The organism is Streptococcus sp. ALY_208, from assembly GCF_058314295.1.
In genome coordinates this window covers 256,678-271,788 of sequence record NZ_JBZFUI010000001.1, presented here as the reverse complement: position 1 = coordinate 271,788, position 15,111 = coordinate 256,678, and the positions used below count along the sequence as shown (strand labels likewise).

12 protein-coding genes are annotated in these 15,111 nt (G+C 41.0%); all 12 read right to left on the bottom strand.

The features are described 5' to 3' along the window. Nucleotides 1–135 precede the first annotated feature (135 nt). The 12 genes from recJ to AC4HAI_RS01265 all read right to left on the bottom strand — a co-directional run bounded on the left by recJ (nt 136) and on the right by AC4HAI_RS01265 (nt 15,014). Complete coding sequence (recJ, locus tag AC4HAI_RS01320) at nt 136–2,337, bottom strand: single-stranded-DNA-specific exonuclease RecJ (RefSeq protein ID WP_491110132.1); 2,202 nt, start codon at nt 2,335–2,337, stop codon at nt 136–138. Continuing rightward, the gene (locus AC4HAI_RS01315) at nt 2,334–3,104 is read right to left on the bottom strand and encodes an SDR family NAD(P)-dependent oxidoreductase (protein WP_491078278.1); all 771 of its coding nucleotides are present in this window, start codon (nt 3,102–3,104) and stop codon (nt 2,334–2,336) included. Before AC4HAI_RS01315 ends, recJ begins: the two co-directional genes overlap by 4 nt. Then, nucleotides 3,104–4,033 carry a ribonuclease Z gene (gene rnz, locus AC4HAI_RS01310; RefSeq protein WP_491110131.1) on the bottom strand — a complete coding sequence of 310 codons (930 nt, stop codon included), beginning with the start codon at nt 4,031–4,033 and terminating at the stop codon, nt 3,104–3,106. Before rnz ends, AC4HAI_RS01315 begins: the two co-directional genes overlap by 1 nt. 48 nt (nt 4,034–4,081) lie before the next feature. Continuing rightward, nucleotides 4,082–4,729: a cystathionine beta-lyase gene (locus tag AC4HAI_RS01305; RefSeq protein WP_491110129.1), complete on the bottom strand. Its 648-nt coding sequence runs from the start codon at nt 4,727–4,729 to the stop codon at nt 4,082–4,084. After that, the gene (gene hflX / locus AC4HAI_RS01300) at nt 4,722–5,960 is read right to left on the bottom strand and encodes a GTPase HflX (RefSeq protein WP_491110127.1); all 1,239 of its coding nucleotides are present in this window, start codon (nt 5,958–5,960) and stop codon (nt 4,722–4,724) included. Before hflX ends, AC4HAI_RS01305 begins: the two co-directional genes overlap by 8 nt. Before the next feature lie 156 nt (nt 5,961–6,116). Continuing rightward, entirely contained in the window at nt 6,117–7,838 is a 1,722-nt protein-coding gene (ezrA, locus tag AC4HAI_RS01295; protein WP_491110126.1) for a septation ring formation regulator EzrA, read from the bottom strand. Nucleotides 7,839–7,964: 126 nt separating this feature from the next. After that, complete coding sequence (gene gyrB / locus AC4HAI_RS01290) at nt 7,965–9,917, bottom strand: DNA topoisomerase (ATP-hydrolyzing) subunit B (RefSeq protein ID WP_491078273.1); 1,953 nt, start codon at nt 9,915–9,917, stop codon at nt 7,965–7,967. Between the two features lie 2 nt (nt 9,918–9,919). Next, nucleotides 9,920–10,480 carry an HAD-IA family hydrolase gene (locus tag AC4HAI_RS01285; RefSeq protein ID WP_491078272.1) on the bottom strand — a complete coding sequence of 187 codons (561 nt, stop codon included), beginning with the start codon at nt 10,478–10,480 and terminating at the stop codon, nt 9,920–9,922. A gap of 154 nt (nt 10,481–10,634) precedes the next feature. Then, on the bottom strand, nt 10,635–11,840 hold the full coding sequence (locus AC4HAI_RS01280; RefSeq protein ID WP_491078271.1) for an FtsW/RodA/SpoVE family cell cycle protein: 1,206 nt from the start codon (nt 11,838–11,840) through the stop codon (nt 10,635–10,637). A gap of 62 nt (nt 11,841–11,902) precedes the next feature. Continuing rightward, complete coding sequence (locus AC4HAI_RS01275) at nt 11,903–12,880, bottom strand: YeiH family protein (protein ID WP_491110125.1); 978 nt, start codon at nt 12,878–12,880, stop codon at nt 11,903–11,905. Nucleotides 12,881–12,937: 57 nt separating this feature from the next. Beyond that, nucleotides 12,938–14,644 (bottom strand): dihydroxy-acid dehydratase, encoded by a 1,707-nt coding sequence (gene ilvD, locus AC4HAI_RS01270; protein ID WP_491110123.1) that lies wholly within the window; start codon nt 14,642–14,644, stop codon nt 12,938–12,940. A 28-nt stretch (nt 14,645–14,672) separates the two neighbouring features. Further along, entirely contained in the window at nt 14,673–15,014 is a 342-nt protein-coding gene (locus AC4HAI_RS01265; protein ID WP_491078268.1) for a metal-sulfur cluster assembly factor, read from the bottom strand. Between the last annotated feature and the right edge of the window lie 97 nt (nt 15,015–15,111).

Sequence of the window (15,111 nt, the reverse complement as noted above, 5' to 3'; positions counted from 1 at the left end):
GCCTTTATACTACCCTTTTTGCTAGGTCAAGTCAATTTATAGCACTAGCCTTATACCCCTCCTATGACCATAAAAACATATTAAAACACCACAATCAATCATATGATCGTGGTGACTCTTACAAAACACAGGTAGCTAGGACTTCCTTATCCAATCGTAAATTTCTTGAGGAGTCCCTAAAGCCATAAGTTCTTGGTATTTAACAACCTGTACAAGATCTTGGTAGATCTTACTGTCAGAAATCTCACGCTTTTGAGCGCCTTTATTAACACGCATCACTCCATCATCGATGGTCACAAAGTCTAATTCCTCAAAGATCTGAATCATTTTGACCAAAAGAATATCAGGAATCTTGAGATAATTAGCTAGCTGATTAAGTTTGTGACGAACATCAAATTCTGGAAATTGGTAGATCGTTTTATAAAGTTTAGCAAATTGGTCACGGGTACCATAGCCAGTTAAATAATAAGCTTGTTTGATTTGATTTTTAAAGTAGATCACCTTAAAATCCTGCCCAGTAAAGAGACGCTTCAACTCCTCTGGTTTTTCTGGTAGATCTAGTAGAACAACAGACTCCATTCCCACTTGTGACCCTAAAATGGGAACATGATCTGGTAATGGCGCTGACTTAGCCCTGATATCTATGAGTTGAACACCTTCTACCTGGGCATCTACCAGAATCAACTGCAAGCTAGTATTGCCGTTCCAAACATTGACAGATAAGGTAACAGCTACCTCCAGATGACTAGCATTAGCAAACTCCTGTACCAGATGTCCTTGCGAAAAAGCAATAAGATCAAATTCGGCACCATCCTGAGCAATTTTTAGCTTGAGGTGAGCTCCATTTTGTCCCATGGTACGGCTCTGGAGAACCTTAAAGTCCTTCAATCTAAAGACAGGCTTTTGGTGGTCCATCCCAAATGGTGCTAGCTTTTCTAGACTTTTAACCGTATCAAAATTAAGGTCTTTCAAGTTGAGTTGATCATCAATAGTTAGGCTATTTTTTTGCCTACTATCAATAGATTGGGACATCACATACTCACTAAGAATTTCTGCTAGCCTAGGCAAATTCTCCTCAGATAAGGTCATTCCAGCAGCACCTGCATGACCACCAAAAGCATCAAACATATTACGGTGCTCACTCAAAGCTTCAAAGATATTGATAGCATCTATGGAACGAGCACTCCCCTTAGCTTTCCCATTCTCAATAGTAAGAACAATGACTGGCTGACTGATCGTTTCAAGAATACGTCCAGCTACAATTCCAAGAACGCCCGGATGCCATCCCTCCTTAGCTAGCACTTGGACCGGACGATCAGGATCAACCATAGCTTTAGCCTCATCATAGATAGTCTGAACAAGAGCTTTTCGCTCATCGTTTTTCTCCTTGATCATATAAGCGATCGTCTGAGCCTCTTCCTCGTCAAAACCAGTTAAGAGCTCAATGGCGGGATTAGGATCATCCAAACGTCCCAAAGCATTCAGCATGGGGGCAATCTGAAAACCGATCGTTTCTTCTGTTAGGGTTCCCATGTTCACATCAGCTAACTTCATGAGTTCTTGCAGGCCAATACGCTCGGTATGCGCTAAGACTTGGAGTCCATATTTGACCAAGATACGATTTTCATCTGTCAAACTAACCATATCAGCTACTGTCCCAATCGCTACGAGATCCAATAATTCATTGGGGATTCCTTCTAACAGAGCCGTAGCAAGCTTAAAGGCAACCCCGCATCCTGCTAAATATTTAAAAGGATATTTGGACTCAGGATGTTCCGGATGGATAATCGCATGAGCTTCTGGCAATACATCTGGTATAGAGTGATGGTCAGTAACAATGACATCCACCCCCTTAGACTGTGCATAAGTAATCGCTTCATGACCAGCTACCCCATTATCCACCGTAATGATGAGAGAGACCCCCTGCTGTTCTATAAAGTACTTATAGACACTTTGATTCGGACCATAACCATCCGTAAAGCGATTAGGCAGATAAACGGTATGTTCTGCCCCCATCATATCGAGTGCTTCCTTCATGATAGAAGCAGACGTCATCCCATCAGCATCATAGTCACCATAAATAAGAATCTGCTCATAATTCTCAATAGCCTGACGGATACGCTCCACCGCCCTTTCCATATCATGAAGTAAATAAGGATCATGTAAGTGACCAAGATCTGCATGAAGAAAGTCTCGCAAAGACTCTTCAGAATCAATCCCTCGATCATAAAGAATCTTAGCAACTGTCGGTGTTAACGCTTCTTTTTGTGCTAGTGCTAAAAAGGACTCACTAGGAGCCTTTTCAATCATATTCCAGTCATATTTTGACGAAATCATTTATAGTTAAAGACCTTTCTGGATAGAAAATCAGATACCCTAGGAAATAGGGTATAAAAAACGAAAGCCGCTTGCAGAGCTAAAGGCATGTTAAGCTCACGCTTATTTTTACCCAAAGCTTTAAACATTTTACCAGCCACTTTCTCGGGCCGCAAACTGAATTTTTCAACCGATTTCAAGTAACTCCCCGATGGATCAGCTCGATCAAAAAAAGGCGTTGAAATTGGGCCAGGGTTGACCGTTGTTACAAAGACATTGTGCTCAGCCAATTCTAATCTGAGTGCATTAGAATAGCCGATAACTGCAAATTTAGTAGCGCCATAAACACTAGCCTTAGCCGTCGCCATTTTACCAGCCATACTTGCTACTGTCATAATCTGCCCACTTCCTCGCTCAACCATTTTTTGTCCGACTAGGCGAGAAAAGTGAATAACCGCCAATGTATTGATATCGACCATCTCCTGAATGGTTTCAACATCAAAAGCATCATAAGCCTTAAACTCACCAAAACCGGCATTATTAATAAAAACATCAATGCGTCCAAAAGATTGGTAAATCTCTTCAACTAGATTTTCAATCGCTAAAGGATCACGCAGATCCAGTCCATAAAAATGAATATTATCCTGACCCTGATAAAGCTCAGCTAATCTGGCCTCACTACGACCAATAGCTAAAATCGTATCGTCTGGCTGTAGTAAACCAATAAAGGCCTGAGCCAGCCCACCTGATGCTCCTGTAATAGCAATAATACGACCGCTTGCTTTCATTAAATTTCAACCTCTTCTAAATCCCAAACAACCTTACTATTCTCAAAGATTGTTCTAGCATCGGCTTCAAGTTGTCTGACATCACGTCCTAAAAATCGAGCACTGATATGATTCATCAATAGACGCTTGGCCGAAGCTTCCTTAGCCACTTGCGCCGCTTGTCTATTGGTAGAATGCCCATGATGGCGTGCCAATTTTTCATCGCCCTTGCCATAAGTCGATTCATGAACCAAGATATCTGCACCAAATCCCAGACGGACACTAGCATGGCACTGGCGTGTATCACCCAATATCGTAACAATCTTCCCTTTACGAGGAGCTGATAGATAATTCTCAGCCTTGATTACCCGACCATCTTCCAAGGTAACATCCAATCCCTTTTTAATTTTCCCAAAGAGGGGACCAAAAGGAACACCATCAGCCTTTAATTGTTCGGCATCCAGTCTTCCTTCTAAATCCTTTTGGACGACTCGGTAACCAAGACAGAAGATCGTATGATCAAGTGCTTCTGCATAGACAGTAAACTGATCTGTTTCAAGGATCTTGCCTAACCCATTGGGTTGCAATTCATGAAAGTTAATACGATAGGGCAGACGTGTTTGACTAACCTTCAATGCTGTTAAAACAAAACTACGAATGCCTTCAGGACCATAGATATCAATACTAGTCTGCTCCTCACTGGCTTGAAAAGAACGACTGGACAAAAAGCCCGGCAACCCTAAAATATGATCACCATGTAGGTGAGTGATAAAAATTTTTCGAACCTTACGTGGTTTGATAGTGGTCTCTAAGATTTGACGCTGGGTCCCTTCACCGCAGTCAAACATCCACACTTCATCAATCTCATTGAGCAGCTTTAAAACTAAACTTGAAACATTACGTGACTTAGCTGGTTGACCAGCACCTGTACCTAAAAACTGTAATTCCATGCCTTATCCTGTCCTTAAATTTTTCAACTATTATCCTTACGTTATTTTTTAGTAGGCTCGCAAATAAATAACAAAGTTTCTCTGATAAAAGCTATAATATACCGTCTGTGCCAAGTTAAGATTTAATACTTCTAGCAAATCATCTTGATTGTAACCAGTCACCTTTAGCAAATTTCCCTTAAGCTGATAGGCTTCAGTAAGCAGACTTTGATGAGGTAAGTCAACTTTTTTCGCCCCTTCTTCATCAAACTCAATAGGCATCATATAAATCCGACCTTGCTCTAAAAAAACCTTGTAGTGGGGGAAAATTTTAGCAAGCTCCATCAGTAAATAGGGAGTCACTGTAGACTCGACTTCAGAAAATACTAAAGCTCGTTGCTCTTCATTTTCAAAGACCATACCATAAGCAGTTCCAGAGATATTTAAGCGAATAAAAGGAAATTGCTCAGCCTCAAAACTAGGATCAGACTGAAACCAGCCAAAGACCTTGCTCAATTCCAAATAATAATCTGTCGCCTCTTTAGGCCCTTGCTTTTGATAGATTTCTGCAAAATAAGCATTCACAACACTTGGAGGTGGTGCAATCATTTCTAACTGCTGCTTAGGGCTTAATTTTTGCAAATGAGTCTGCAAGTAAACCCTGTCCAAGCTAGTATAGCCCCCATAACGTATCGCTAGATCTAGCATATCAGTCATAGAAATCTTCTAACCTCCATTTATTGTTTTCAGCAATAAATCCCTTGATTTCTTCGCTAGACTCTTTAAAATCCAAAGGATCCATCAAGGCAAATTTACTCAACTCATACCATTTATGATAATTTTCTAGCCCCAGTCTGATAGTAAAGGGAACAAAAATTTGTTCAATTTCATCAATAATCTGATGTCGTAAAATATTACGACTATTAGGATCTTTAAGAGAGAGTCTGATATTGGGAAAGGCTGTGGGAATCAGATGATCAACCTTGTCCATTTTATTATAAATAGCCAGTCTAGGAATATCCTCCATCCCTAAATCCTCAAGAATATCCATGACAACCCTCTCTTGTTGACTATGGTTAGAGTCACTAGCATCAATAAGGTGAAGGAGGAGATCAACTTCTCTACTCTCTTCAAGAGTCGATTTGAAGGCTGCAACGAGCTCAGTTGGCAGATCTTGTATAAAGCCTACCGTATCAGTCAGTGTAACTTGAAATTGATCCTTGAGATGGATCTTTCTCGTCGTTGTATCCAAAGTTGCAAAGAGTTCGTCTGCCTCATACTGTTGGTCATCTGTTAAAACATTTAACAGTGTAGATTTTCCAGCATTTGTATAGCCGATCAAACCGATTTTAAAGGTGGATTCGTCCATCCTCTTATCCCGTAGCTTCTCTCTATTTTTTTCAACCTGCTGAAGCTGACGCTCAATATCTGCAATTTGATTACGAATCGAACGGCGATTGAGCTCCAACTGGCTTTCACCAGGACCGCGGCTACCGATACCTCCAGCCTGACGACTGAGCATCACTCCCCGACCTGCTAAACGAGGTAACATATATTTAAGCTGGGCCAAATGCACTTGAAGTTTACCTTCATAACTACGTGCTCGCATAGCAAAAATATCTAAGATCAACTGCATCCGGTCAATTACCTTAACTCCCAATGCCTCCTCTAGATTAACATTTTGTCGTGGCGTTAAACGGTTATTGACAATAATAGTATCAATATCTTCAGCATCTACCAAAGCAGATATTTCTTGGAGTTTCCCTGAACCAATTAAGGACTTGCTGTCATAACGCTGCCGCTTTTGTACGCACCTAGTAACAATTTGGGCACCAGCCGTCTTCGCTAAATTTTCCAATTCCTGAAAGGACATGGCAAAATTTTGCGTATCTGGCAGCTCAACGGCCAATAGGACAACACGCTCAGCTTCCTTACTTGTGTCAATCACAGAAGATCCCCCTTTCTACCTACTAATCAGTAAATCATATTATATCATATTTGCTACAGGGTCAGATAGCACAAGCCATCTCTCTTAGAAATTCTACTCACAAAATAATCAGTAGTAAAATCAAAAAACCTAGGCACTTTAGCCCAGGTTTTAGGATTAAAATCTAATAATTTCACGTGTTCTTTGATAAGATGATACAAATCGATCTGTAACGCCTGGCTCAACCAGCTCTAAAGCGTATGAAATTTCTTCAAAAGATGACTTGTAGTCATACTCATTTTCAAACAATCTCAGTGCAATCTCAAAACTTTCTTGCACAGCAGGTTCAAAGCTGCGATAGCGGTTGGAATACTGCAAGAGCTGCTCAGTCAGGATAGCATTTTGAACGACACGATAAGTCGTTTCAACCAATAGATCCATAGAGGAAGCTGCCGACTCTGTCAAGCGAGCCACTAAATTGATTTTAATTCGCTTCTTACCAAGCTCATCCATGAGCGTTTCCAAATGTTCACTAGCAGTAAAGAAAATACTGAGAAAATCTTGAGGAATCCCCGGTAAATTTCGCTTTTCCATAAAACGCTTAATCGTATGCAACTGATTAATAAAATCGTCTGCCTTGATGCGAGAATCATTCTCAATACGCTCAATACTCTTAAGTTCTTTACTGAGCTCAATTTGACCTTCCTCAACAATCGCTAAAGTCTTAAGCGCTTCATCAAATATAACCTTAAGCTCAGAGTAGGGCTTGTCCTGGGTAGCAAAGTTCTCAATAGCTGGAATGGTATCGCCTTCAATCTTTTCCAGCTCCTTAGCAAATTTTTGAACACTGAGGGTTTCATTATCCTCAATGATATAGATCTCATTGAGACGATCCATCTCAGCATTGATTTGGTCATTATTGCCTTTGGCATGCTCAAGATATTTAGGCAGAATCTTACTGTCCTTCATAACTTGCTTGTGGGCATCGATCTCACGCTCAAATATAGCATAAAGGCTATCAATTTTTTCCTGAATATCATCGTTTTCTTCATTGGCACGATCCAAATCTAAATTGACCATACCTTCAGCATTACTCGAGATAGATTCTCTAATATCTTGGAAACGACGTTCAATATTGCGCTCTGGAAAATGATAATGGGCTTCTAAGAGCTTTCTGTATCCAGTTTCCAAATCATCCAACTGATCGGGAAAATCATCTTCAAGCTTAGCAACAATAGCTGGAATTTTCTCTGTTATCTGTCCCAGAGCAATCGTATGTTCTTCAGAACGGTCTAATATCTCTGCCGCTTCCACTGGATCACCAGTTGTATTAAGCGTTACAAACTGAGAAAACTCCAACTCAATATTTTTGAGCTGCTTATCAATTTCAGACTTGGTAGTCCCGAAGTTATCTGCATTATCTTTAATGCTTGCCTTTAAATCTTCAAAGAGATCTAAAGCATGCTTGACACGTGCGCTATTTTTATCCTCTTGTTCTTGAAGGATAGCAAGAGCATCACGTACAGAAGCGATATCTTCTTCAGCTAAATCAAGCTGGCTCTCAATAGTTCCAATAGCATTGCTAACCTTGAGAAAGCGAAAGGAATCATTCAAGTGCTCTGCTTCAACGATCTGATTACTGATATCATTCTGTGAATTTTCAACTAGGTCGGTCCATTTTTGGTTCCATTCACGGAAAGTCGTCTGACTCTGACCAATCAAATTGAGTTTTTTGACTTTTTCCAGATCTTGATCGACCGGAGCATTAAAGAGAGCTTTTTTTCTCTCATCTAATCCTGCCAGTAACGAATCATTTCTCTTTCTAATAATAACGCCGATTAAGTAGCCCGCAACCAATACGATAATGAGGACTATACTCAGCACTAAAATACCCGACATGTTTTCTCCTTTAGTGTCAAAGGTATAGAATACCTTCACAATATCACATATTACGCCCCATTATAACATAGTTATGGAGACATATCAAAAAAACTTGGTTACAAAGCTGTAACAGCCTCTTTATCACTAGATATCCAAGGTACTGTAAACAGCATTTTCCTCAATAAATTCGCGACGTGGCTCTACCCGGTCTCCCATCAGCATATCGAAAATTTTATCTGCTTCCGCAGCGTCATCAACAGAAACACGTGCCATTAAGCGGTTATCTGGATCCATGGTCGTTTCCCACAACTGATGGTCATCCATTTCCCCCAGTCCCTTATAGCGTTGAACCGTTGGCTTAGAGCGCCCAGTTGTATAGCGGTCAAGTGCTTCTTGAAGTTGAGTTTCTTGATCCGTTCCTGGTTGGATATATTCCTTAATCTCACTACCGACCTTGATACCATAAATAGGCGGCTGCGCAATATAGACATAACCAGCCTCAAGTACCGGCCGCATAAAGCGATAAATCAAAGTTAACAATAAAGTCCGAATATGTGCTCCATCGACATCGGCATCCGTCATAATAACAAGTTTGTGATAGCGTGCCTTGCTCACATCAAAATCAGCACCAAATCCTGTCCCCATAGCCGTGAACAAGCTACGGATTTCATCATTGGCCAAAATCTTATCCATGCTAGCTTTTTCAACATTTAAGATCTTACCACGAATAGGTAAGATAGCCTGAAATTCACGATTGCGGCCAGATTTAGCTGATCCACCTGCTGAATCCCCCTCAACGATGAAGAGCTCATTTTGACTAGCATTATTAGACGAGCAATCCGCCAGCTTACCAGGAAGATTAGAAATCTCAAGCCCTGATTTTTTACGAGTGACCTCCCGTGCACGCTTAGCAGCAATACGAGCTTTGGAAGCCAAAATTCCTTTTTCAACAATCTTCTTAGCCACTTGTGGATTTTCAAGAAGGAAACGTGAAAAGGCATCACTGAAAAGGCGATTAGTAATCTTAACGACTTCAGAATTTCCTAACTTAGTCTTGGTTTGACCTTCAAATTGAGGATTAGGATGCTTAACTGAGATAATAGCTGTCAAACCTTCTCGAACATCTTCCCCCGATAAGTTATCATCCTTTTCTTTTAGGAGTTTATTTTGACGTGCATAATCATTGATAACACGTGTCAAAGCTGTACGGAAACCTTGCTCGTGGGTACCACCTTCATGGGTATGAATATTATTAGCAAAACTGAGAACCGTTTCGTGATAAGTTCCGGTGTATTGCATAGCAACTTCGACAGAAATACCATCCAGTTCGCCATCGGTATAGATAGGGGTTTCAAAAAGAACGTCCTTATTCTCATTAAGATAATCGACATAGCTTGAAATCCCACCCTCATAATGGAAGTGTTTTTCTTGCTGACTATCTGGACGCTTGTCAGTAATAGAAATTCTCAAACCCTTATTAAGAAAAGCTAGCTCTTGGACTCGCTTAGCCAATTTATCAAAATCATAAACAATCGTCTCTTTAAAGATCTCTGGATCCGGACAAAAGTGAACCGTTGTCCCTGTACGGTCAGTTTCTCCAATGACTTTCAAGTCCTCTACGACTGCTCCCCGATGATATTCTTGGTAGTGAATCTTACCATTCTTATGAACTTTAACATCAAGGACTGTTGATAAAGCATTGACGACGGAAGAACCGACACCATGAAGACCACCAGATACCTTGTAGCCGCCGCCGCCGAATTTTCCACCAGCGTGAAGAACCGTAAAAACTGTCTCTACGGCAGGACGTCCAGTCTTTTCTTGAATATCGACAGGAATTCCTCGACCATCATCAACAACTGTAATAGAATTATCTTCTTCAATAAAGACCTCAATATGACTAGCAAATCCTGCCAATGCCTCATCAATTGAATTATCCACAATTTCCCAAACGAGATGATGGAGACCTTCCTTTGAGGTCGAACCGATATACATCCCCGGGCGCATTCTCACAGCCTCAAGTCCTTCTAAAACCTGGATTTGACTAGCATCATATTCTTGGGCTAGAGCATCTGTATTGTTTACTTCTTCAGACATACTTATTCTACCGTTTCTTCTAATGTTTTAGTCCCATCAAACAACAGGGCAGTCAGGCCAGCCTCTTGAGCTGCCTGACAATCAATAGCACGATCACCAATAGCGACCGCATTGGTCAAATGATACTTCTCTCTTAGATAGATCATAGATTCAGGATTAGGTTTTCTAGCAAAGCCACTCTCACTAGTTACTACCTCAGTAAAATAGGCTGCAATCCCAGCTCTTTCTAAAATATCTAAAACCAAGTGATTACGGTGCGAAATCAGAAAATTACGACCCCCAGAGGCCACAATAGCCTTCAGGATCTCTTTTGCACCTGGAAACAAAATAGGATGAGCCAATTCCTTAGCTTCCCTATCTTTGTACTTGGCTAGAAAAGTAGGCTGGTCTGGGATAAAGCGAGCTATAGCTGCTTGCGTTGAAATTTTAAGCTGTCTGTAGACAGCATCATGATCTGCCTCAACTCCAAAATCTTGGAGCGTATCGCAAAAAGCTTTAGTTGACAGCTCATAATTATCGAGTAAGGTTCCTCCCAAATCCCAAATATAATCATGAAATTTCATACGTTCTATTGTAACATATTTTCAAGCTGTTTGCATCTATTTAAAGACTAAAAACCTTGCTATTATGCCCTTTTAGACTCATTCTCTAAAAAATTGAGCCATAAAACAAATCAGACTGAAACCCTCTTTTCAGTCTGATTTAATCAATATATTCTCAAGCCTTTTTAGATGTTTTGGAACGCTCTTTAGCTAGCTGATTTTGATAAGACATGGATAAGACTAGCCCCACACCGATAATATTGGACATGAGAGCGGAGCCACCTTTGGAGATAAACGGAAGGGGAATTCCAGTCAGAGGAAGTAATCCTACAGCTGCCCCGATATTTTCAAAAATATGAAATAGAATCATCATGATAAATCCTGTAGAAATGTAAGTGTAGAAAACATTATTGGATTCTATTGTGATTTTCAACATTCTAAAGATCAAAATCAAATACAAGAGTAAAACAATGAGCGACCCTAAAAAGCCGTAATCTTCTGCGATAACTGTGAAGATCATATCAGATTCTCTTACAGGAATCGCCACTTCTGAAACATTAAATCCACGGCCAAACACCCCACCATTACCAATAGCTAATAGACTCTGAACCTGTTGGTAGGCAATACCAGATTCATAGGCAAAAGGATCCAGCCAAGCTGATACCCGATTGATCTGATAGGTCTTCATTCCCATAGAAAACAACCATTCCTTACCCCACTGAGACGTAAACAAGAGTAAAAAGATCAGAAATCCTAGGGCAACTGTCAAAACAACCGGCAGAATAATCTTCCAAGCGACGCCTGACAAGACAATCAATCCTGCTAGAATAGCCATAAAGACCATAGCAGTCCCCATATCTTTTTGAAAGACTAATAAAATTAAAATTGGTAGGGTAACAGCACCATACATCAAGAGCAGACGTCCATCTTTTTTGAGACTGGGCTCCTCATCACGATAAGTGTCCTTAAACCAGACACCGACCCTAGCCAGCATCAAAATATAAGCAATCTTCATAAACTCAGATGGCTGAAATAAGGTAATAGATCCAATACTGACCCAGTTCTTAGCTCCTGTTGATGCTACCAAGGTTGGACTATAAATAAAAATCGGCAAGACCATCAATGCCAGACCCAAACCATAGAGATATGGAGTTATCCGCCAGAGTCTTTCAACATTGAAGTACATCACCACTACTGCAGCCAAACATCCAGCGATGATACCAACGATTTGCTGCAACAAGGTCGGTATAATCGCATGAGGGTAGTCATGGTAAGTAGCTGTATAAATAGCTACAATACCAATAATAATCAGTAAAAACACTGGTATAATAAGCGTATAGTCAATCCCATTATCTAACGGTTTATTTCTTTTTCGTGGCATATAGCACTCTCCTATTTAATCATCCTTGCTATTATATCACGATTCCTTTTGGCGGTCAGCAATCAATATAGGATCTGTTTTAGTATCAAACTACTAATTGCCACTGCTGCCCAGGTCACAGCCCCCGTCATCACAGGAGCAAGACCAACTTGCCTAAAACGAGCAAAAGAAACTTGGCAACCAATACCAGCTAGAGCCATTGCCATTAAAAATTGTGATACTCCCTTGGCATAAGGAACTATTTCTTTGGGAAGAATACCTAACGAGCTAATCAGCGATGCAATAAAAAACCACAGAATAAACCAAGGAAATACCCTGGCAAAGTTAAAAGACTCCGAGTGCCTTTGACTGCTATAGGTTTTTACGCCAGCCATTATTAAACAAGCTGGAACAATCATCAGCGCACGCGCCAGCTTAACTACTGTCGCATAGTCACCTGCTTCTTGACTATAACTATAGCCAGCTGCAACCACCGAAGAAGTATCATTAATCGCTGTCCCTGCCCAAAGCCCAAAATCTTGATGAGTCATAGACATCATATGTCCCAAAAAAGGGAAAAGAAAGACAGCTATGATATTAAAAAGAAAAATGGTTGAAATAGACAAGGCAACATCTTCATCATCTGCCTCTAAAATCGGGGAAGCAGCTGCAATAGCCGAACCACCACAGATAGCAGTTCCAAAACCAACTAAAATATTCAAAGGACGAGACACTTTGAAAAGACGACCAGCTATATACGCAACCACAAAAGCAATGATGATTGTACCGATAGAAATCCTCAGAGATTCTAGTCCTGTCTTAGAGACTGACCCTACAGACATGCTAAATCCCAAAATGATAATAGAATACTGAAGTACTTTCTTACCACTGTAATTAATCCCGGACTTATAACCATCTCCCAGATTCAAAAACTGATTAGCCAAGATCCCTAATATAATCGCAAAGACACTAGAACCTATCAAAGGAACAAAGTGACCAAGTATCAGAGATACAAGAGCTAGCGTAGCTGTCAGACTTAACCCAGGTAATAATTGTCTCATATATTCTCCCTTCTTAATCATAGAAAAGAGCCAGAATAGCTTCTAGCTCTAATCAACCTATTTATTATTTTCGTCACGATTCCAGAAATCAGTCACAGCTCCCCTAGAAGCTGATGATACGATATGAGCATACTTACCGAGAACACCTCGTGAATACAAAGGCGGAATAACTGTCTCAGACTTACGACGCTCGATTTCCTCATCAGAGACTTTCATCGTAATTTCTTTGGTATCCTGGTCAACGACAACAACATCACCTGTACGCAGGTAAGCGATAGGACCACCATCTTGAGCTTCTGGGGCCACATGACCAACAACCAATCCATAAGTCCCACCAGAGAATCGACCATCTGTAATCAAGCAGACCTTGTCTCCTTGACCTTTACCAACAAGCATTGATGAGAGTGATAGCATCTCTGGCATACCAGGACCACCTTTAGGACCAACGTAACGAACCACAACAACATCACCATCAACAATATCATCTGCAAGGACTGCCTCGATTGCCTCTTCCTCGGAATCAAAGACCTTGGCAGGCCCTTCATGGCGACGCACTTTGACACCAGATACCTTGGCTACAGAACCCTCAGGCGCCAAGTTACCTTTAAGAATGATCAATGGACCATCTTCACGCTTAGGACTCTCAAGTGGCATGATAACCTTTTGACCTGGTGTTAAATCTGGGAATTCAGCTAGATTTTCAGCAACCGTTTTACCAGTACAGGTCATACGATCCCCGTGAAGAAAACCATTAGCCAACAAATACTTCATAACAGCCGGTACACCACCAACATTATACAGGTCTTGGAAAACATACTGTCCTGAAGGCTTCAAGTCAGCTAAATGCGGTACCTTTTGTTGAATAGCATCAAAATCTTCAAGGCTCAGATCCACATTGGCAGCATGGGCGATAGCTAAAAGGTGAAGGGTTGAGTTGGTTGAACCACCCAGAGCCATTGTCACAGTAATAGCGTCTTCAAAAGCTTCACGTGTCAAGATGTCCGATGGTTTCAAGCCCATTTTAAGCATATTGACAACAGCACGACCAGCTTCTTCAATATCAGCTTTTTTCTCAGCTGATTCAGCAGGGTGAGACGATGATCCAGGAAGGCTCATACCCATGACTTCAATAGCTGTCGCCATAGTATTAGCCGTATACATACCACCACAACCACCAGGGCCAGGGCAGGCATTACACTCAATCTGGCGCAGCTCTTCCTTAGTCATATCACCATTGTTCCAGTGTCCAACTCCTTCAAACACCGAAACTAAATCAATATCCTTACCGTCGAGATTACCAGGTGCGATAGTTCCACCATAGGCAAAAATAGCAGGGATATCCATATTGGCGATAGCGATCATAGAACCAGGCATATTTTTATCACAACCACCAATCGCTACGAAAGCATCAACATTATGCCCTCCCATAGCAGCCTCGATAGAATCTGCAATAATATCACGAGAAGTCAAAGAATAACGCATCCCTTGTGTTCCCATCGCAATCCCATCAGCAACCGTAATCGTACCGAACTGCACAGGCCAAGCCCCTGCAGATTTAACACCTTTTTTAGTGATTTTTCCAAAATCATGCAGATGAATATTACAAGGTGTATTCTCAGCCCAAGTCGAAATCACACCGACGATAGGACTATCAAAATCTTGGTCTGTCATTCCCGTAGCACGCAACATCGCCCGATTAGGTGACTTAACCATGCTATCATAAACAGCTGAACGGTGACGTAAGGCTTTCATCTCTTCTGTCATAAGACATCCTTCTCTCTATATGAAACAATTATTTAGGAGCAATACCTAGCGTAATACGACCCAAACGGCTGATACGGGTCAAACGCCAAACCGGCTGCCAAACAACCTCTACACTGGCAGTTTTAATCTCATCAATCGTCTTAAGAACTTCTACCAGATCAATAGGAAGCGTGTCTTCGCAGCCACAACCAACATCTGTAAAAGTCATGACAACCTGACAATGGCCATTTTCATCCAGATTAATCTCATAAATTAATCCCAGATTATAAATATCTAACTCAATTTCAGGATCAAAGACCGACTCTAGTTTCTCAACGAGCTTATCACTAATCGCCAAAGCTCGATCGTTAATTTTGATATCATCCCGCATCAGATAGCCCCTCCTAATATATGCTAGAATTTTAGCACAATTCAGATAATTTGTCCACCACCCCAAGAATACAGCACCAAGTCAACTTTACTGACTT

What these genes read in the sequence shown, in the direction of transcription:
- AC4HAI_RS01275 (WP_491110125.1), bottom strand. Translation starts at nt 12,880, where the DNA reads ATGAGACAATTATTACCTGGGTTAAGTCTGACAGCTACGCTAGCTCTT.
- gyrB (WP_491078273.1), bottom strand. Translation starts at nt 9,917, where the DNA reads ATGTCTGAAGAAGTAAACAATACAGATGCTCTAGCCCAAGAATATGAT.
- recJ (WP_491110132.1), bottom strand. Translation starts at nt 2,337, where the DNA reads ATGATTTCGTCAAAATATGACTGGAATATGATTGAAAAGGCTCCTAGT.
- AC4HAI_RS01280 (WP_491078271.1), bottom strand. Translation starts at nt 11,840, where the DNA reads ATGCCACGAAAAAGAAATAAACCGTTAGATAATGGGATTGACTATACG.
- ilvD (WP_491110123.1), bottom strand. Translation starts at nt 14,644, where the DNA reads ATGACAGAAGAGATGAAAGCCTTACGTCACCGTTCAGCTGTTTATGAT.
- rnz (WP_491110131.1), bottom strand. Translation starts at nt 4,033, where the DNA reads ATGGAATTACAGTTTTTAGGTACAGGTGCTGGTCAACCAGCTAAGTCA.
- AC4HAI_RS01265 (WP_491078268.1), bottom strand. Translation starts at nt 15,014, where the DNA reads ATGCGGGATGATATCAAAATTAACGATCGAGCTTTGGCGATTAGTGAT.
- AC4HAI_RS01285 (WP_491078272.1), bottom strand. Translation starts at nt 10,480, where the DNA reads ATGAAATTTCATGATTATATTTGGGATTTGGGAGGAACCTTACTCGAT.
- AC4HAI_RS01305 (WP_491110129.1), bottom strand. Translation starts at nt 4,729, where the DNA reads ATGACTGATATGCTAGATCTAGCGATACGTTATGGGGGCTATACTAGC.
- ezrA (WP_491110126.1), bottom strand. Translation starts at nt 7,838, where the DNA reads ATGTCGGGTATTTTAGTGCTGAGTATAGTCCTCATTATCGTATTGGTT.
- AC4HAI_RS01315 (WP_491078278.1), bottom strand. Translation starts at nt 3,104, where the DNA reads ATGAAAGCAAGCGGTCGTATTATTGCTATTACAGGAGCATCAGGTGGG.